The organism is Nocardia sp. MDA0666 (genome assembly GCF_003023875.1).
GTDB classification, from domain to species: domain Bacteria; phylum Actinomycetota; class Actinomycetes; order Mycobacteriales; family Mycobacteriaceae; genus Nocardia; species Nocardia aobensis.
In genome coordinates this window covers 23954-42018 of the sequence record NZ_PYHT01000008.1, presented here as the reverse complement: position 1 = coordinate 42018, position 18065 = coordinate 23954, and the positions used below count along the sequence as shown (strand labels likewise).

The window sequence follows — 18065 nt, the reverse complement described above, 5'->3', positions numbered from 1 at the left end:
CGGACCGGCAGGGCTGACGGACCCGCGCGCCGGATCGGATACGCGGATGTGGGAATGTGATGCGTAGGTGCTCGACCAGGAGGATGCAGCGATGCCGAAGGGCGTTCCGGAGACGATTCCCGACGACGGGCTGACCACTCGCCAGCGGCGTAATCAGCCGGTGCTGGCGGTGCACACCGGTCCCGGCAAGGGCAAGTCGACCGCCGCGTTCGGGATGGCGTTGCGGGCCTGGAATCAGGGATTCGACATCGCGGTCTTCCAATTCGTGAAGAGCGCGAAATGGAAGGTCGGCGAGGAAGCCGCCTTCCGCACCCTGGGCCGGCTGCACGAGGAGACGGGCACCGGAGGCCCGGTGGAATGGCACAAGATGGGCGAGGGCTGGTCGTGGACCCGCAAACAGGGCAGCGAGGACGATCACGCCGCCGCGGCCCTGGCCGGATGGCGGGAGATCGCGCGCCGGCTGACCGCCGAACAGCACCGCTTCTACGTCCTCGACGAGTTCACCTACCCGCTGAAATGGGGCTGGGTGGACGTCGACGAGGTGGTCGAGACGCTGCGGAACCGGCCCGGCAACCAGCATGTGGTGATCACCGGCCGCGACGCCCCGCAGGCGCTGGTCGACGCGGCGGATCTGGTCACCGAGATGAGCAAGGTGAAACATCCGATGGACGCCGGGCGCAAGGGCCAGCGGGGTATCGAATGGTGACGGCGGGCGGCCGATGACCACTCCGGCCGTGGTGATCGCCGCGCCCGCCTCGGGCAGCGGAAAGACCACGCTGGCAACCGGTTTGATCGGGGCGCTGCGCCGCGCCGGACATCGGGTCGCGCCGTTCAAGGTGGGACCCGACTACATAGATCCCGGGTATCACGGTCTGGCCGCCGAGCGGCCGGGACGCAATCTGGATCCGGTGCTGGTCGGTGCGGAGCGGGTGGTGCCGCTGTACCGGCACGGCAGCGCGGGCTGCGATGTGGCCGTGGTCGAGGGCGTGATGGGCCTGTTCGACGGCCGGATCGACGCCGCGAATCCCGCCCCGATCGCCGAGGGGTCGACCGCACAGGTCGCCGCGCTGCTCGGCGCCCCGGTTCTGCTGGTCGTCGACGCGCGCGGCCACAGCCAGAGCCTGGCCGCCCTGCTGCACGGCTTCGCGACCTTCGACAGCGGGATCCGGCTCGGCGGCGTGATCCTCAACCGCGTCGGCAGCCCGCGCCACGAACAGGTGCTGCGCGCCGCCTGCGCCCGGGTCGGCCTTCCGGTGCTCGGCGCGCTACCTCGGATGGACGAATTATCGGTTCCGGCACGGCATCTCGGCCTCGTTCCGGCGGTCGAGCACGGTTCCGCGGCGCATGCGGCGGTCGAGGCCATGACCGAACTCGTCGGCGCGCACGTCGATGTGGGTGCGGTCGCGCGACTGGCGGCCGCGGACGTGGACGGGCCCGCGTGGGATCCGATCGGTGAGGTCGCGGCCCTGCATCGACAGGGCCGGACTGCCCTCGACGGCCCGGAGCCGGGCGAGGACACCGGCCCGGCCGGAGCAGCGCTGCCCTCCGGCAGCACGGCGGCCGCGACGTCGCGGATCTCGTCGGAGACGGCAGGGCCGCAAGAGACCGGCGCGCCGGCGACGCCCGTACCGACGTCCGCCTCGGGCAGTGTGGTGCGAGAGCCGGCGCCCATCGTCGCGATGGCGGGCGGGCCGGCGTTCACCTTCGGTTACGCCGAACATCGTGAACTGCTGGTGGCAGCCGGGGCGCGGGTGGCGGTGTTCGATCCGTTGCACGAGCAATTGCCCTCGGGCGCAGCCGGTCTGGTGCTGCCCGGTGGCTTCCCGGAGGAACATGCCGCCGATCTGGCCGCGAATACGCCACTGCTGACCGCGGTCGCCGAGTCCGCCGCCCGGGGCATGCCGATACATGCCGAATGCGCGGGCCTGCTCTATCTGACCCGTTCGCTGGACGGGCACCGCATGGCCGGAGTCCTCGATGCCACCGCCGAATTCGGACCGCGGCTGACTCTCGGCTACCGCGATGCCGTGGCGCTGGCCGACTCGGTGCTGTGGCGCACCGGAGAACGCGTGCGCGGCCACGAATTCCACCGCACCCGCCTGGTCACCACGGGATCGAACCCGCCCGCCTGGCGCTGGCGCACCGACGAGGCCGCGGTCCGGGAAGGTGCGGTGGCCCACCGGGTGCATGCGTCCTATCTGCACACCCACCCCGCCGGAAATCCCACGGCCACAGTCCGTTTCGTCGTGGCGTGTGGACAGTTCGCCGCGGCGCACGCCGGCGTGTGACGGCGATGCCTGAGGTGTCGGCATCACACCCGCGCCCGATCGGAATGGATCGTTGCGGCGCACCCGGTCGGCCTTCGATCACCGGCCGGGCGAACGGGGACCGATGAGCGGAGCGGTGGTCGTGGGTATCGGGTCACGGCCCGATCCGGCGGCGGACGCCATCGTTGCCGCCGTGCGGGAAGTGGTGGGGGACATCGCGATCCGATGCCTTGCGACTATCGATCGGCGGGCGCAGGAGCCGGGAACGGTGGCGGCCGCGGCCGCATTCGAGGTGCCGGTGATCGGGTTCGGTGCGGACGAACTGGCTCACGTCGACGTTCCTCATCCGGGCGACCGTGCGGCCGTCGCGGTCGGCACGCCGAGTGTCGCCGAAGCGGCCGCGCTGCTCGCCTGGGTGCGCTGGGGACGGCGCGGGCGGCTGATCGTGCCGAAGACGGCGTTCGGCACCATCACGGTCGCCGTCGCGGAGGAAGAATGACGCAGGACGGCCGCCATACTCGCCGGCTCTGTTTCGCAGGCGGTGCCACGAGCGCCCGTCTTTGATCGGATCGTGGTCCGGCCTCGACGAACCGGCGGATAGGCGGCTGGAACGAGAACCGGCCGAATCCGCGACTGTGCGGATCCGGCCGGGTGGATGCGAAAGTTGCTGTCTCGCACCGCCTTATACGCAGGCGCCGCCGAGGCTTGCGGTCGTCACGATGGTGTATCCGGCGACCGGTGAGAGTTCCGGGAGTCCGTCGTAGTACACCGCGCTGACGACGTGTTCGCCCGCCCGGTCGGGCATCCACCCGATGCTGGCGACGCCGTTGACCACAGGCGCGGTGCCGACGATATTGCCGCTGATCCCCGAGAGGTGACTGAAGAAGTCGACCGTGCCGTGGGTGACGGGGCTGCCGTCCGGGTTGCGCACCGTCGCCACCGCGTTCTGGGCGCAGCCGACCAGCGCCCCGCTGACCGGGCTCAGTGCCGAACCGGACATCGAGACCGCGATCGTGGGGGCCACCGTCGCTTCGGCCGGGGCCGCCCCCACGAACGGGAGGATTGCACCCGCCAGTGTCCCGGCCGCCAGGACGAACCCGGCCCGGGTGCGGGCGCGCCACGCCCGCCCGGACGGCAGCGCCGGGCGGGGGAGAACCTGGGAGGTACCACGCGAAACACGGAAACCGCTCATCGTGCCTGCCTCTCGCTGTGCCGTCCCGGGCCGGCGGCCCGGCGTCGATCCGTCGCAGGCTACCTGAGATCCAGCTCACATCGGGCACGGCTCGCGGAGCGGCCCCGGCAATGCTGCTCGCGGAGCGGCCCCGGGTTACGGTGCGACCGAGGACCAATCGGCGAAGCCGGTCGGGTCGTGACGACCGAGGCTGCCGTGTTCGAACAACCCCCAGCCTTCGGCGTCGCCGCACCGCGCCTGCCCGACGTGGTCGATCACACCCCACGGAATTCGCCCGGCCACCGCCGGATCCGTCAGGTCGTAGCGGCTGCTCGACGACCAGTCGCGTCCCTTCCACTGCCCGTGCAGCCAATCCGGATCGCCGCCGTAACCGCAGCCGATATGCAGCGGAATGCAGGTGTGCGCACGCACCTCGACCGTCAGCGGGGAGCCGTCACCGGCGGTCATGTCCAGCCGCGCGGAGACGGGAATCCGCGTGCCGGAACGATAATCGAGGTGAATGCGCGGCCAGCCCAGCTGTTCGACGCGCCCGTCCGGCCACACCCGCACGGCGTCGTTGAGGGTGCGGAAGCCGTCCGGATTCTCCTGCACGATGACCACGATCGCGAAGTCGTCGAACCGCAGCGGCACGTAGAGCCACCAGAATCCCGCCGCCGGTTCGCTCGCGTCGCGGCCGGGTGGTTCGGTCTCGCCGACCGGCCGGATACCCCAGGACCGGTCCCGGGTCCCCATCCAGATCTCCGGATCGACGGCGATGTCGTCACCGTCGACGTGCAGGGTCCCCGACCAGGAGCCGACCTGGGCGAACCGGGACGCGTCGATGATCGGCCGGCTGCCGGTGTGGATGAGATGCGGCTGCTCCTGGACGGCGGGGAACGACCCGTCCCAGGTGAGGTCGAACGACAGATCGTCGTGCTCGCAGATCACCCGGACGCGCCGCAACGGTTCGACCACCTCGATGCGATAGCCGCCGACGCTCATGTTCAGATCGCGTGGTGGCAGCGCGTCCGAGAATCGGACCGTGCGCTGGATGTCGCCGCGGCGGACCGCGGCGTAGGCGTCGATCACGCCGAGATTCGGATAGACGCCGAACCCGGTGACCAGCATCGTGCCGCCGCTGCGGTCGTGCGCGTTGAAGTAGCTGCGGTCGTAGAAGTTTCGGTCGGTGGTGGCCGCGCGCGCCAGCGACAGCGGCGTCTGGTGCACCGGATATTCGTCCAGCGGAACCGGCGCCTGGTGGGCCGGATGTCCGTCGATGCCTGCCATCAATCTCCTCAATCCCACTGGTAGGTGCCGTCGAGCAGGGCCTCGAGGGCCGCCCGGTGCATCACGTAGTCGTCGCGGTCGTCGGTGTCGGTGTCCTCACCGAAGTGGATCATCCGCCGCTTGATGCGCGCCATCACGATGCCGTGGCGCAGCGCGGCGTAGACGAGATACCACTCCAGATCACGCGGCCGATGGCCGGTGAGCTCTTCGTAGCGCGCGACCACGTCGTCGCGGCGCAGATAGTCCGGCAGGCCGGGCTGATCGAAGCGGGTGGCGATGTCCTGGAAGAAGCGGTGGATGAAGATCAACCAGGCCACGTCGAGTTCGCGCGGGCCGAGGGTGGCCATCTCCCAGTCCAGGACCGCGACCGGGTCGAATTCGTCGAAGATGATGTTGCCGGGCCGGGCGTCGCCCCAGTTCAGTACGTCGGGTCCCGGATCGGCGGGCCAGTGCTGTTCGAGCCAGTCGAAACCGCGCTCCAGCAACGGGATTCGGTAACCGTCGTCGGCGAGCGCCCATCGGTACCAGTGGCGCTGGGCATCGAAGTGGCGGCGCAGTGACGATCCTTCCCCGGCCAGGGCGGGGAATTTCGCCGCCGGGTCGGCGATGGCGTGGACTCTCGCGATGATGTCGACCGTGGCGCGGGTGATCCGCATGCGCTGCTGCGGCGTGGCGTCGAAGACCCAGCCGACGAAGACGTACGGCGGATTGTCCTCCGGGATCCGGCCGTGGATCCGTTCCATCACGAAAAACGGTGTGCCGAGCACGGATTCGTCCGGCTCGAACCAGCACAGCCGGGGCACCGGCACATCGCTGTGCGCGCCGACCCCGGCCATCACCGCGTACTGGGTGTCGAGGTCGTAGTTCTCGAAGACCGGGAACGAGCCCTCCTCGGGAGGCATGCGTGCCACATACGAGCCGCCCTCCGTGCGGCCGTCGCGCTCCCAGCTCGCCTCGAACATCACCGAGGAACTGGACATACCACCTGCCTGTGGCCGCGACAGCCCCGTGATCACCGGCGCGGTGGTGCCGGTGAGCTTGCCGGCCAGCCACTGGGTGAGTCGCTCGGCGAGTTCGTCGAGATCGCGAGCGCTGGTGGTCAGTTGCCGCCGCTGCCCGGGGTCGGTATCGGATTCGCCCGACATATCGGACCTCCTGACGGGATGAAAACGTCTGTGCGCCAACTCATTACGCTCGGGCACGGCGATATCCGGCCCGGCGCGGGTGGCGTGTGGATGAAATGTAACGCGTTCTAGTGCGCGGTGGCACGGAATCGGCGGCGAATCTTCCGCCGTTCCGCTCACCGGGATCCGGTTTGCCCGCGGTGCGCACGAACGGGGGCAGGGGCCACCCCTGAGATTCGTGCTGCCACGTACGCCGCGCGGAGTAGCGCGGAATCGGGGTCCGGCCCTGAGGACTTTCGCCGCGGGCCCTCGTAACGTCGTGCACCGATCCGCGCACCCCGTTCGCCTCGGCGTTCGGCGACGCAGCCGTGCGCCGGATCCGTCGGGGAGAGGAGTGGGTAGTGAGTGTCATGGTGGCGCAGGCCGAAACGCCGCGGCTGGAACCCGAATCCGAGACGGCGGTGGGCTGGAAGCCCCTGACCCGCGTGGCCTTCCGGTTCACGTTCCTGTATTTCGGGTTGTTCTGTCTGATCTATCCGCAGATCGTGTTCGCCTTCACCGGCTGGTTCGGCCGCTGGCTCGACGCCGACGCGGTGCTGTGGCAACCGCGGTTGCTGCGCCCGGTGCTGGAGTGGGTCGGGCGCACGGTCTTCGGCGTGCATCCGGTGCTGAGTCCGAACGGCAGCGGCGATCAGACGATTCTGTGGGTGCTGGTGTTCTGCATCCTGGTCGTCGCCGTCGCCGGCACGCTGATCTGGACACTGCTGGACCGCCGTCGCGCCGATTACCGGCGGCTGGCCGGGTGGTTTCTGCTGTTGCTCCGGTTGTGTGTGGCCGGTCAGATGCTCAACTACGGTTTCGCCAAGGTCATCCCCACCCAGATGCCCGAACCGATGCTGTCGACGCTGCTGGAGCCGTACGGCAACCTGACGCCGATGGGGGTGCTGTGGAATCAGGTCGGGATGAGCCCGACCTACGAGATCCTGCTCGGCGCCGCGGAACTGCTGGCCGGGATCCTGCTGTTCATTCCGCGCACGGCGACGGTGGGCGCGATGCTGACGCTGGTGAGCATGGCGCAGGTCTTCATCCTGAACATGACCTTCGACGTGCCGGTCAAGATCCTGTCCGGGCACCTGATGCTGATGTCGATGGTGCTGCTCGCTCCGCAGGCGCGACGGCTGCTGGACGTGCTGGTACTCGATCGCCCGGTCGGACGCTCGACGGCGCCGTACCCGTTCCGCACCCGCCGGGCCCGCTGGTTCGCGGCGCTGGTGCAGATCGGAATCGGGATCTGGGTGGCGGTGGCTCTGACCCACGTGAGCCTGCAGTTGTGGGACGAGGGGCCGGGCCGGACGAAACCGCCGCTGTACGGGATCTGGCAGGTCGACGAATTCAGCCGCGACGGGCAGCCGGTCGCGCCGCTGCTCACGGACCGGGACCGGTGGCAGCGCGCGGTATTCGACTTCGACGGAGTCATGCAGTATCAGCGGATGGACGGGACGTTCGTGCCGGTACAGGTGCGGGTCGATACCGGCGCCCATCGTCTGGACCTGCATGCCGTGCCCGGCGCCGAGCAGCAATCCGTGACCGCCGGCGGCTTCGTCTACGAACAGCAGGGACCGGACCGGCTGCGGTTCACCGGCGACCTGGACGGGCATCCGGTGACGGTGACCTTCCGGCGCCAGGACCCGGACGCCTTCCCGCAACGCAGCCGCGGCTTCCACTGGATCCAGGACGCACCCGAGGGGTGAGGTCAGCCGGCCGTCGCGCCGATCTGGTTGCCCCAATGCGGATTCGGAGCATAGAACTCCCCGGTGCCGGGAGCGAAGGCGGCCGCCGCCGCGGCACACTTCCACAGCCGGGCCGCCAGCCACGCGGTCGGATAGCCGAGGTAGCCGTACACGCCGTCGGTGCACGGCGACGAGGCCCGGGCGCAGTCGGGTTGACCTTGGACGTCGTTGTGGTTGGGGCCGACCAGTGTGCCCCACGCCTTCGTCACCGAAGCCGGCGTGGCCTCGTAGTAATCCTGGTTGGACTGCAGTCCCGGAAGCGCCCACAGCTTCTGCGAGGGGGAGATCAGCGCGTCGTCGGAGCCGTTGACGAAGAACACCGAACCGCCCGCCAGGCGACGAGTGTCGGTGCAGCTCAACCGGTTCGAGCAGAACGACTGAGCGGGCAATTCGATCGGCACGGCGGTGCGAATCAGCCCGCCCGAGTCGATCATCGCGTTGAGCGCCCCGGTGGCGCCCTGGGAATGTCCGACGGCGCCGATCGCCGAGGTGTCGAGCCGATCGTGGAAGACGCTCGCCGGATCGGCGGCCCGATCGATGAGATACCTTGCCGCTCCGGCGATGTCGGCGCCGGAGCCGGTACTGCGATTCTCGGTCGCGATCACCACGAAACCCCAGGACGCCAGATGCCGCAGCAGATGGGCGTACTGCCGGGGTTGCGCGTTCGTGCCGTCGCCCCAGGTGATGATCGGATGGCGAGGACCGCGCGCGGCCACATCGGTCGGATACCAGATGTCGTAGGCGGCGCCGGTGCTGTCGCAGCAGCCGAATCCGTAGTGCTCGGTGACCCGCCACGGCCCCGGCTCCGAGTAGCGGGCCTCGGTCGGGCCGCTCGCGCGATAGGGGTCCTGCGCATACGCGGTGGCGGCCACCGCGGCGGCGACCGCCACCGTCACCAGCACGGTCAGAACCTGCAACACCGCTCGTCGCATGTTCGCAGCATAGAACGCGCCGAGCGCACCGTGACGTACCGGCGGCGAGCGGGAATGAGTGTGCGCGGCACCCGGTTGTGTCGTGGCATGGGTGCTGAACTCTCCGACGACCTGAAGAAGATCCTCGACGACACAAAGGTTTTCGCCACGCTGGCGACGATCGGCCGCGACGGGCAGCCGCATCTGACCGTCACCTGGCTCCTGCGCGAGGGTGAGGACCTGCTGTACTCCACCACCGTCTCGCGTCAGCAGTACAAGAACGTGGTGCGCGACCCGCGGGTGACGATCATGATCAACCCGCCGGACAATCCGTACGCCTACGCGGAGATCCGCGGCACCGCCACCGTCACGCCCGACCCCGACAAGGCCCTGCCCGACCGGCTGTCGGCGAAATACACCGGCCTGCCGTATGTGGAATTCAATCCAGCCTCCGTCGACGACGCCGAGCGAGTGATCGTGCGGGTAACCCCGGAACGGGTCAACGGCCGCCTCTGAGCCACTTCCGATGCGACCGAATTCACCTCGTGTAATTCTGTGAGATGAGTCTCGACCGTGATACGGCGATCGTTGCAGAGCCGGTGTAACCCCTGCAGGATGACGGGAGCGACAGCTTCCGTCGCACCAACTTCGCAGGTAAAGGGAGTTTCACTTGGCTTCGTCAGGTCGCAGACAGAGTAGACGCAGCACGCGCCGGGCCGGGCTGCGCACGGCAGCCGCGGCTGCCGCCACACTGGCGGCGCTCACCGGCACGGGCGCCGGTGTCGCGGCCGCCCGGCCGGTCGGCGCGTTCGACGTGGGCGGGGCGATCGAGAAGGAATACGACCGCGCCGGCGGTACCGCGGTCCTCGGCAACCCGACCGGCCCGGAGTCCGACGCGAACGGCGGCAAATTCCAGGTCTTCGACCGCGGCTGCTCGATCTACTGGTCCGTGGGCACCGACGCCCATGCGATCTGCGGCCTGATCCGCGACAAGTGGGGCTCGATGGGCTGGGAGAACAGCCCGCTGGGCTTCCCGCTCACCGACGAGGCCAAGGCCGGCAAGGACGGCAAGGGCCGCTTCACCCGATTCCCCGGCGGCGTCATCGTGTGGTCGGCGAACACCGGCGCGCACCCGGTGTGGGGATCGATTCTCGGCATGTGGGAAGGCAGCAACGCCGACGGCGGCCGCTACGGCCTGCCGACCAGCGACGAATACGACTACAACGGCGGCAAGGCCCAGGATTTCCAGGGCGGCCGGATCACCTGGAAGCCCTGATAATCCCAGCCTGCGGCGTCGCGACGGGTGATTGCGGAGTTTGCCCGGCCACGCCGTAGGCTGAAACCTTGTGCCGAATACGACAGACGACCAGCAATCCGGTGACCCGAACTATGTCGTCGGGCTCGATCTGGCCGGCCGCCGCGTCGTCGTCGTGGGTGGCGGCTCGGTAGCCCAGCGCCGACTCGGACTGCTCATCGCGAGCGGGGCCGATATCGAGGTGATCAGCCGGACGGTGACCCCCGCGGTGGAGGGTATGGCCGCCTCCGGTCAACTGCGCATCTCCCAGCGGGCCTACGCCGACGGCGATCTCGACGGCGCCTGGTACGCGATCGCCTGCACCGACGAGCCCGAGACCAATGCCGCCGTGGTCGAGGAGGCCACCCGCCGCCGCATCTTCTGCGTGCGCGCCGACAATGCCCGCCTCGGCACCGCCGTCACTCCCGCCAGCGCCCGCTACGACGGGCTGACGCTCGCGGTGCTGGCCAGTGGGCGGCACCGCCGATCGGCCGCGGTGCGCACCGCACTGCTGGAGGCGCTGCAATCGGGTGTGATCGCCGACGACTCCGAACCCGTGACACCCGGTGTCGCGCTGGTCGGCGGCGGGCCGGGCGACCCCGATCTGATCACCGTGCGGGGCCGCCGGCTACTCGCCCGCGCCGATCTGGTCGTCGCCGACCGGCTGGCGCCGCCGGAGCTGCTCGCCGAACTCGGACCGCATGTGGAGGTCGTCGACGCGGCGAAGATCCCGTACGGCCGCGCGATGGCGCAGGAGGCGATCAACACCGCCCTCGTCGAGGGCGCCAAGGCCGGCAAATTCGTGGTCCGGCTCAAGGGCGGCGATCCGTACGTCTTCGGCCGCGGCTTCGAGGAACTCGAGGCGTGCGTGGACGCCGGCGTGCCGGTGACCGTGGTTCCGGGCGTCACCTCCGCGATCTCGGTGCCCGCCCTGGCCGGTATTCCGGTGACCCACCGCGGCGTCACCCACGAATTCGTGGTGGTGAGCGGGCACATCCCGCCCGATCACCCGGATTCGCTGGTGGATTGGCCCGCACTGGCCCGGCTGCGCGGCACTCTCGTGCTGCTGATGGGGGTGGAACGCATCGAGAAGTTCGCCGCCGCGCTCGTCGACGGTGGCCGCGCCGCCGACACGCCGGTCACCGTCGTCCAGGAAGGCAGCCTGCGCACCCAGCGGATCGTGCGCGCGGATCTGTCCACGGTCGCCGAACGTGTGCGCGCCGAGGGCATCCGGCCCCCGGCGATCATCGTCATCGGCCCGACCGCCGGTTTCACCGCGGGCGCGCCAGCTGCCGACGAGCAGGCCGGTTAGGTCCGCGGTGCGTGCCCGGGACAGGGGTACAGCCGTGTCGAGTGTCGCGTGGGCAGCGCGAGTACGCATTCGGCTGGCCGGTGCCGATATCCGTTACAGTGAGTCACTGTGCTCGATAACCCCGCTGCGACGATGCAATATCCGGTGACGAAGCGGGCCTTCGGGTTGCCGATCCTGGTCCTGTCCGGCCTGCAGTTGATGGTCGTACTGGACGGCACGGTCGTGATCCTGGCGCTGCCCGCCCTGCAACGTCATCTGGGCCTGACCAGTTCGGGCAGTGCGTGGACGGTGACCGCCTACGGCCTCACCTACGGCGGGCTGATGCTACTGGGTGGCCGTCTCGGCGACTCGTTCGGGCGCAAAAAGATGCTGCTGCTGGGTGTTTCGTTCTTCACCCTGGCCTCACTGCTGTGTGGGCTGGCGCAGAACGAGGCCATGTTGATCTTCGCGCGGGCCCTGCAGGGCACCGGCGCCGCCATCGCCGCACCCGTGGCGATGGCGCTGGTGGTCAGCACCTTCGCACCCGGGCCGCCGCGCAACCAGGCGATCGCCATCTTCGGTTCGATGATGGGTGTCGGCTCGGTCGGCGGACTCGTCGTCGGCGGCGCTCTGGCCGAATGGAACTGGCGGCTGATCTTCCTGATCAATGTCCCGATCGGGCTCCTGATCATCCTCGGCGCGGCCTTCCAGCTGCACGATTCGACCCACCACCGGCTGCCCCTGGACGTGCGCGGCGCCTTCCTCGGCACCCTCGGCTGTGTGGGAGTGGTGTTCGGTGCGACCGAGGGCCCCGATCTCGGCTGGACCAGCCCGTATGTCATCGGTGCGCTGATCGCCGGATTGCTGCTGCTGGTGGCGTTCGTGCTGGCCGAACGGTCCGCCGTCAATCCGCTGCTGCCGCTCACCCTCTTCCGCGATCGCGACCGGTCGATCACGTTCATCGCGCTGCTGCTGGGCTCCGGTGTCCTCGGTGCGATGACCTACTTCGTCGCGCAGTTCCTGCAGAACGTCGTCGGCTACAGCCCGCTCGTCGCCGGCCTGGCCTCGATTCCGTTCACGATCGGTGCCGGCATCGGTACCGGCGTGGCGTCCAAGGCCGCGTTGATGATCCGGCCGCGCTGGCTGCTCGCGGGTGCCGCGGCCGTCCTGGCGGGAGCGCTGTTCTTCGGCTCCACGCTGGACCGCTCCGTCGAATATCTGCCGACGCTGCTGGTGCTGCTGGCGGTGGTCGGTATGGCGATCGGTTTCGTGATCGTGGTCGGGCCGCTGTGCCTGCTGGTGGGCGTGCCGGTGAACGAGGTCGGCCCGCTGTCGGCGATCGGCCAGATGATTCTCACCCTGGGCACCCCCTTCGCGGTCGGCCTGCTGACCCCGCTGGCGGCCTCGCGCACGCTCTCGCTCGGCGGCAGGACCGACCGGACGTCGAATCTGACGCCCACCGAGGTCGCGGCGCTGTCCAGCGGTTACACGTTCGTCCTGCTCATCTGCGCGATCGGCGCCGTGATCATCGGACTGCTGGTGCTCACGCTGCGCTACACCCCCCAGCAGCTCGCCGAAGCCCAGCACGCGCAGGAGGAAGCGCAGCAGGTGTAACGCCGCCGGGCGATCGAGCGACTCAGCGGCGATCGAGCAGTTCCAGCAGCTCCGTTCTGCCGAAGACGGTGGCCGATTCCCGAGCCGACGGGGTGCCGGCGTCCGGGTCGGCCCCGGCCGCCAGCAGGGCCTTCAGAATGTCGTCCTCACCCTTGAATACCGCTCCCGCGGCCGGCGTCTGGCCGCGGTCGTTGGCGCGATCGGGCTCGGCGCCGCGTTCGAGCAGTGCGGTCACGGCCGCCCGATGGCCGTGGTAGGCGGCCAGCATCAGCAGCGTGTCGCCGTTGTCGTTGGTCAGATTCACCGGAACGCCCGCGTCGATATACGCCGCGAGCGTCGCCGCCTCGCCCGTGCGGGCCAGCTCGAAGACCTTGGTCGCCAGTTCGACCAGATCCGGATCCACGCCGTCGGTACCCACGGGCCATTACTACCACGGCGGGGCGGGGAGCCGGGGAACCGGCGACCTGTCCGTCGATCTGTGCTCGATCAGTTGTAGGAACGCGCGACCCCGTCGAGAAGGTGTTCCAGGGTGTCGTAGGTCGGCGGGTCGACGATGTCGACCACATCCGGGGCGACCGGCATGTGGTGCTCGGCGGTCACCGCGGTGAACTGGGCCGGATCGGCGGTGCGGAAGCCGTGTTCGGCGGCCAGACGCTGCAATTCGTGATCGGTGCTCAGCAACTGCCCGACCCGGTCGCCGGTGGCGGTCAGCGGGACCAGCGTGTGCCGGGACAGCACCGTCGGGGACGGGTACAGCATCACCGCGTCGGCGGGCAGCTTGCCGGCGACGGCGGCCTCCACGAACTGCGATTCGTATCCCCACACCATGGGCGTGGGACCCATTCCGGCGGCGAGATATTCGCCGAACGGTCCCGCGCTGGAGTTCTCGGTGTATCCCTGTCTGGTGAACAGTCGCGACACCTTCGAGAGGACGAAATTCTCGGCGGCCGGGCCCTGCACGATCGCATCGTCGTTGGCGACGTAGGCGGCCACCGCCAGATACATCGCCGCCGAATTGGAGGTCCGCGGGTCGGTGGTCGAGATCAACACGTTCTTGCGCACCGGATATGCGGTGTTGCCCTCCAGCTGATCCCACTGCGTGCCCTGCTGCGTGAGATCGAGATACCGCCGCATATCGAACGCGGGCACCGGCCCCTGCCGGACGATTCCCGCGCGGGTGAGCAGGTCCACGATCGGCCGGAAACTCGCGACCACCATCGGCGAGGAGAACGGTGTGTATTTCGCGGTGATCCCGCGCTCGCGCTGAATCCGCTCGGCGGCGAGGCTGCTCGACGGGAAGGCGAAGTCGTCACCGTCCAGCTTCACCGACGTCGCGATCTGCCGAGATCCGGCCGGATCGACCTCCAGTCGAATCCCCTTACGCGCCAAGGCATCCACTACGCGCTGGTCGGTGAAGAAGCCCATCTTCTCCGACCCGACCACGCCGTGCGCGACGGTCAGCGCGGGAGCCGGGGCGGGGGCGGCGCTGTCGCCGCCGCGGAAGCCGAAGGCCACCACCAGTGCCACGACCACGACGACCACCGCGGCCGCCCCGGCAAGGATCCGCGGCTGTCGCAGCGCGGTCACGAGGCTCGGTGTGGACGTAGTCGCGGAGGCCGGGCTCGGCGTGGTCTCGCGGTCCGGTTCCGGCGGAGCGTCACCGACGGGCGATGGCTCCGCCACGGTCTCCGGTTTCGTCGGTTCGACGGGGGCGTGGCGGGACGCGACCGCGCCGGCGGATGTCGCGGAAACCGCCGGCGATTCGAGGTGTTTCCGCTCGTCCGCCGTGGTCTCGACCGGAGCCTCAGCGGCGGTGTCGGTAATCGAATTGCGTTGAGGTGCAGTACTTTCGGTGGCGCCGGTATCAGACTGGCCGGCGCCCGCGTCGCCGCTGTCGGCGGATGCGGTGCGGTCGGCGGGCGGCGAGGACTCGGCGCCGGCTTCGGCCGCGGTGTCGCCGGTGTGCGTAGTGTCGACGGAGTCCGGCGAATCCGCTTCGCCGGGTGCAGGTTCCGCAACGGCGGCCGCTTCCGCGGCGGAATCGGTCGCAGATGTCACGGCGGCATCGGTCGCAGGTTCCGCGACAGCATCGGTCGCAGGTTCCGCGGCGGCGCCCGGCGCGTGATCGGCGGATTCGGGTGCGGCGTCGGTGGTGTCCTCCTCGATCGAGGGCGCCGCGACCCGTTCCGGAACAACCGGCGCGGCAGCGTATTCGAGCTCGTGCGAGGGATCCTCGGCCTTGGGTTGCGGTGGGGTGTGCTGCAATTCGCGGCGCACGATGCGTTCCACCAGAATCGGCACGAAATCGCGCACGGCGTGGCCGTCGAAGCGCCGGCGCACCTGGCCGACCAATTCCTGTACCAATTCCGGGGAATGGCTGCTGCCGTAATGGCCGACCAGTCGATCGGTCAACTGACGCAGTGCCTTTTCTTCACGGTCGGTGGCGTCACCCACGCCGAACTCCTCGCCCAATCGCATCCCAACGGCAGCGGTCGGCCGGCCGCGCCGAAGTTACGATAGCGAGCCGGAATACCCGTTCCGTGCGGCGGTGTTTCGGCCCGGAGACCCTGAAATGTGCTGGTGGAGAGGCATTTTTCGGCGATTGTTCCCGTGGTTGGGCAGGTCGCATTCGGCTCGAATTACGTCGGCGGTCACCGAGAATTCACTCACGTGAGGACCAGCAGTTCGCTCGACGACGCGATTTCCACACGCAGCCCGGCCTTTTCGGCTATCCGCGCCAGCGCCCGGATATCACCGGGTTCGGCGCGGGTCGATACCAGGGCCCGCGCCAGCAGCCCCTTGTGATGTTTGTTGAAATGGCTCACCACCGTGCGGCTGCCGTCCGGGCGTTCGGTCAGTACGGTCGCGGTCACCGCGCCGGGCAACCGCCCCAATTGCTGATAGGTCCCCGAACGCAGGTCGACGACCAGCTGACCGGCCGTCGCTTCCCGCAATGCCGGGGCCAGCACCGGTTTCCACAGCGAAGCCAGCGTCGGCAGGCCCGGCAGTTTCGAACCCCCCGAGAGCCGGTACCCCGGAATCGCGTCCCCCGCGCGGACGACCCCGAACAGCGCCGAACCTATCGCCAGCCGCTCCTCGGCGCGAGCGCGCTGTGTCTTGGTCAGCGAACCGGCGTCGAGCGCGTCGTAGAGCACACCGGTGTAGCGCCGCAGCGCGGGTGCGGTCGCGGCGGTCCGCAGTGACGCGTTGCGGGCGAGCGCGGTCTGCAAACCTTCCGCGCCCGCGCCGGTCGCCTTCCCCAGCCCCAATGCCACCCGCGCCGCCTCCGGGTCCGCGGCCAATTCGATCAGCTCGGTGATCAGCTTGTCCCGCACGGCGGTGAGCTGCGGTAACCACAGGGAATCCAGATCGAGCGGACCGAGAGTTCCGCCGTCGGACTTGGTTTCGGAAGGAGGCAGAATCACCAGCACGAGCCGATACGGTAATGCCCTGCAGGCATCCACGCAGCAGCGGCTAGTCTGTGCATCCGTGATCACCCGTCTCTCGCACCTGTTCCTGCGCACCCTGCGCGACGATCCCGCCGACGCCGAGGTGCCCAGCCACAAACTTCTGGTCCGCGCCGGATATGTGCGCCGGATCGCGCCGGGCGTCTATTCGTGGTTGCCGCTGGGTTTGAAGGTGCTGCGCAAGGTCGAGGACGTGGTGCGTCAGGAGATGGACGCGATCGGCGGCCAGGAGATTTCGCTGCCCGCGCTGCTGCCGCGCGAGCCGTACGAAACCACCAATCGCTGGACCGAATACGGCGACAGCCTTTTCCGTCTGCAGGACCGCAAGGGCACCGACATGCTGCTCGGACCCACCCACGAGGAATTGTTCGCCCTGACGGTCAAGGGTGAATACAACTCCTACAAGGATCTGCCGGTCACGCTGTACCAGATTCAGACCAAGTACCGCGACGAGGAACGGCCGCGTGCCGGAATTCTGCGCGGGCGCGAATTCGTCATGAAGGACTCCTATTCCTTCGATCTCGACGAGGACGGCCTGAAGGCCAGCTATGCCGCCCACCGCCAGGCATATCAGCGCATCTTCGCCCGGCTCGGGGTCGAATACGTGATCGTCGCCGCCACCTCCGGCGCGATGGGCGGCAGCGCCTCCGAGGAGTTCCTGGCCAGCAGCCCCATCGGTGAGGACACCTATGTGACCTGCCGCGAATCGGGGTACGCGGCCAATGTGGAGGCCGTGGTGACGCCCGCGCCGCCGGAGATCCCGATCGAGGGGCAGCCGGCCGCCGTCGTGCACGACACCCCGGGCACGCCGACCATCGCGTCGCTCGTCGACTGGGCCAACGACGCCGGGATCGCCGAACAGTTCGGCCGCCCGGTGACCGCCGCCGACACGTTGAAGAACGTCATGGTGAAGTTGCGCCACCCCGACGGCAAGTCCGAGATCGTCGGCATCGGCGTGCCCGGTGATCGCGAGGTCGACGCCAAGCGGCTCGGCGCGAGCCTCGAGCCCGCCGAGGTGGAGTTGCTCACCGACGAGGACTTCGCCGCCAACCCGTTCCTGGTGAAGGGGTACATCGGTCCGAAGGCGCTGCTGGACAACGGCGTTCGCTATCTGGTCGACCCGCGCGTGGTGACCGGCACGGCGTGGATCACCGGCGCCGACGCCTCCGGCAAGCATGTCGTCGGACTCGTCGCGGGCCGCGATTTCACCCCCGACGGCACGATCGAGGCCGCCGAGGTGCGCGACGGCGACCCCTCACCCGACGGCCGCGGTGTGCTGCACTCGGCGCGCGGTATCGAGATCGCCCACATCTTCCAGCTCGGCTACAAGTACACCGATGCGTTCGAGGTGGACGTGCTCGGTGAGAACGGCAAACCGGTCCGGCTCGTCCAGGGTTCCTACGGGGTCGGCGTCTCCCGGATGGTCGCGGTGATCGCGGAGCAGATGCACGACGAGAAGGGCCTGCGCTGGCCGGCCGAGGTCGCCCCCTTCGATGTGCACGTCGTCATCGCCAACAAGGACGAGGCGGCCCGCGCCGGCGCCGAGGAGGTCGTCGCCGGTCTGGACGCCCAGGGCCTCGAGGTGCTGTTCGACGACCGCACCGCCTCACCCGGCGTCAAGTTCAAGGATGCCGAATTGCTCGGCATGCCTTGGGTTCTCGTCATCGGCCGGGGCTGGGCCGACGGCAAGGTGGAACTGCGGAACCGCTTCACCGGGGAATCCGAGGACATTGCGGCGGCCGCGGCCGTCGACACTGTGCTCGCGAAGATCCGCGGCTGATCGCTCGCGTGCACCCGGTCGGCCGGACCGGGTGCACCCCGCGCCGTCCCGATGCCGGCGACGCGCCGC

General features: G+C 69.2%; 16 protein-coding genes. 9 read left to right on the top strand and 7 right to left on the bottom strand.

All coding sequences use genetic code 11. The features are described 5' to 3' along the window. Window positions 1-91 precede the first annotated feature (91 nt). From cobO to C8258_RS13845, 3 genes are all read left to right on the top strand, one after another. A complete protein-coding gene (gene cobO / locus C8258_RS13855) occupies window positions 92-706 on the top strand; it encodes a cob(I)yrinic acid a,c-diamide adenosyltransferase (protein WP_036503569.1) in 615 nt (204 codons plus the stop codon). 13 nt (window positions 707-719) lie between these two features. Next, window positions 720-2288 (top strand): cobyrinate a,c-diamide synthase, encoded by a 1569-nt coding sequence (locus C8258_RS13850; RefSeq protein WP_106955544.1) that lies wholly within the window; start codon window positions 720-722, stop codon window positions 2286-2288. Between the two features lie 103 nt (window positions 2289-2391). Continuing rightward, window positions 2392-2766 carry a cobalamin biosynthesis protein gene (locus C8258_RS13845; protein WP_106955543.1) on the top strand — a complete coding sequence of 125 codons (375 nt, stop codon included), beginning with the start codon at window positions 2392-2394 and terminating at the stop codon, window positions 2764-2766. Between the two features lie 183 nt (window positions 2767-2949). Here C8258_RS13845 and C8258_RS13840 read toward each other — a convergent pair whose 3' ends face one another. The 3 genes from C8258_RS13840 to C8258_RS13830 form a co-directional block, all read right to left on the bottom strand. Beyond that, entirely contained in the window at window positions 2950-3459 is a 510-nt protein-coding gene (locus C8258_RS13840) for a hypothetical protein (RefSeq protein ID WP_106955542.1), read from the bottom strand. 135 nt (window positions 3460-3594) lie between these two features. Continuing rightward, the gene (locus C8258_RS13835) at window positions 3595-4725 is read right to left on the bottom strand and encodes a hypothetical protein (RefSeq protein WP_106955541.1); all 1131 of its coding nucleotides are present in this window, start codon (window positions 4723-4725) and stop codon (window positions 3595-3597) included. Window positions 4726-4733: 8 nt separating this feature from the next. Next, a complete protein-coding gene (locus C8258_RS13830) occupies window positions 4734-5870 on the bottom strand; it encodes a phosphotransferase family protein (protein ID WP_036503505.1) in 1137 nt (378 codons plus the stop codon). 389 nt (window positions 5871-6259) lie between these two features. Here C8258_RS13830 and C8258_RS13825 point away from each other — a divergent pair, with 389 nt between their 5' ends. Beyond that, window positions 6260-7600, top strand: a complete 1341-nt coding sequence (locus C8258_RS13825) for a DoxX family protein (protein WP_233225092.1) — start codon at window positions 6260-6262, stop codon at window positions 7598-7600. 2 nt (window positions 7601-7602) lie between these two features. Here C8258_RS13825 and C8258_RS13820 read toward each other — a convergent pair whose 3' ends face one another. After that, entirely contained in the window at window positions 7603-8571 is a 969-nt protein-coding gene (locus C8258_RS13820; protein ID WP_146161233.1) for an alpha/beta hydrolase, read from the bottom strand. An 87-nt stretch (window positions 8572-8658) separates the two neighbouring features. On the opposite strand from C8258_RS13820, the gene C8258_RS13815 reads away from it, so the two are divergent. From C8258_RS13815 to C8258_RS13800, 4 genes are all read left to right on the top strand, one after another. Further along, window positions 8659-9066, top strand: coding sequence for a PPOX class F420-dependent oxidoreductase (locus C8258_RS13815; protein ID WP_106955539.1), 408 nt, complete (start codon window positions 8659-8661; stop codon window positions 9064-9066). Window positions 9067-9220: 154 nt separating this feature from the next. After that, window positions 9221-9826 carry an LGFP repeat-containing protein gene (locus C8258_RS13810; protein ID WP_233225076.1) on the top strand — a complete coding sequence of 202 codons (606 nt, stop codon included), beginning with the start codon at window positions 9221-9223 and terminating at the stop codon, window positions 9824-9826. A 70-nt stretch (window positions 9827-9896) separates the two neighbouring features. Next, complete coding sequence (gene cobA, locus C8258_RS13805) at window positions 9897-11156, top strand: uroporphyrinogen-III C-methyltransferase (protein WP_106955538.1); 1260 nt, start codon at window positions 9897-9899, stop codon at window positions 11154-11156. Between the two features lie 132 nt (window positions 11157-11288). Beyond that, window positions 11289-12749, top strand: coding sequence for an MFS transporter (locus C8258_RS13800; RefSeq protein ID WP_036503497.1), 1461 nt, complete (start codon window positions 11289-11291; stop codon window positions 12747-12749). A 22-nt stretch (window positions 12750-12771) separates the two neighbouring features. On the opposite strand, the gene C8258_RS13795 is transcribed toward C8258_RS13800, so the two are convergent. The 3 genes from C8258_RS13795 to yaaA all read right to left on the bottom strand — a co-directional run bounded on the left by C8258_RS13795 (window position 12772) and on the right by yaaA (window position 16180). Beyond that, the gene (locus C8258_RS13795) at window positions 12772-13167 is read right to left on the bottom strand and encodes an ankyrin repeat domain-containing protein (protein WP_106955537.1); all 396 of its coding nucleotides are present in this window, start codon (window positions 13165-13167) and stop codon (window positions 12772-12774) included. 68 nt (window positions 13168-13235) lie between these two features. Continuing rightward, window positions 13236-15203, bottom strand: coding sequence for a three-helix bundle dimerization domain-containing protein (locus C8258_RS32885; protein ID WP_199195699.1), 1968 nt, complete (start codon window positions 15201-15203; stop codon window positions 13236-13238). Window positions 15204-15415: 212 nt separating this feature from the next. Next, complete coding sequence (gene yaaA, locus C8258_RS13785) at window positions 15416-16180, bottom strand: peroxide stress protein YaaA (protein WP_036503492.1); 765 nt, start codon at window positions 16178-16180, stop codon at window positions 15416-15418. Window positions 16181-16238: 58 nt separating this feature from the next. Between yaaA and C8258_RS13780 the strand changes: the two genes are divergently transcribed. Then, window positions 16239-17996 carry a proline--tRNA ligase gene (locus tag C8258_RS13780; protein WP_106955536.1) on the top strand — a complete coding sequence of 586 codons (1758 nt, stop codon included), beginning with the start codon at window positions 16239-16241 and terminating at the stop codon, window positions 17994-17996. Window positions 17997-18065: the final 69 nt, after the last annotated feature.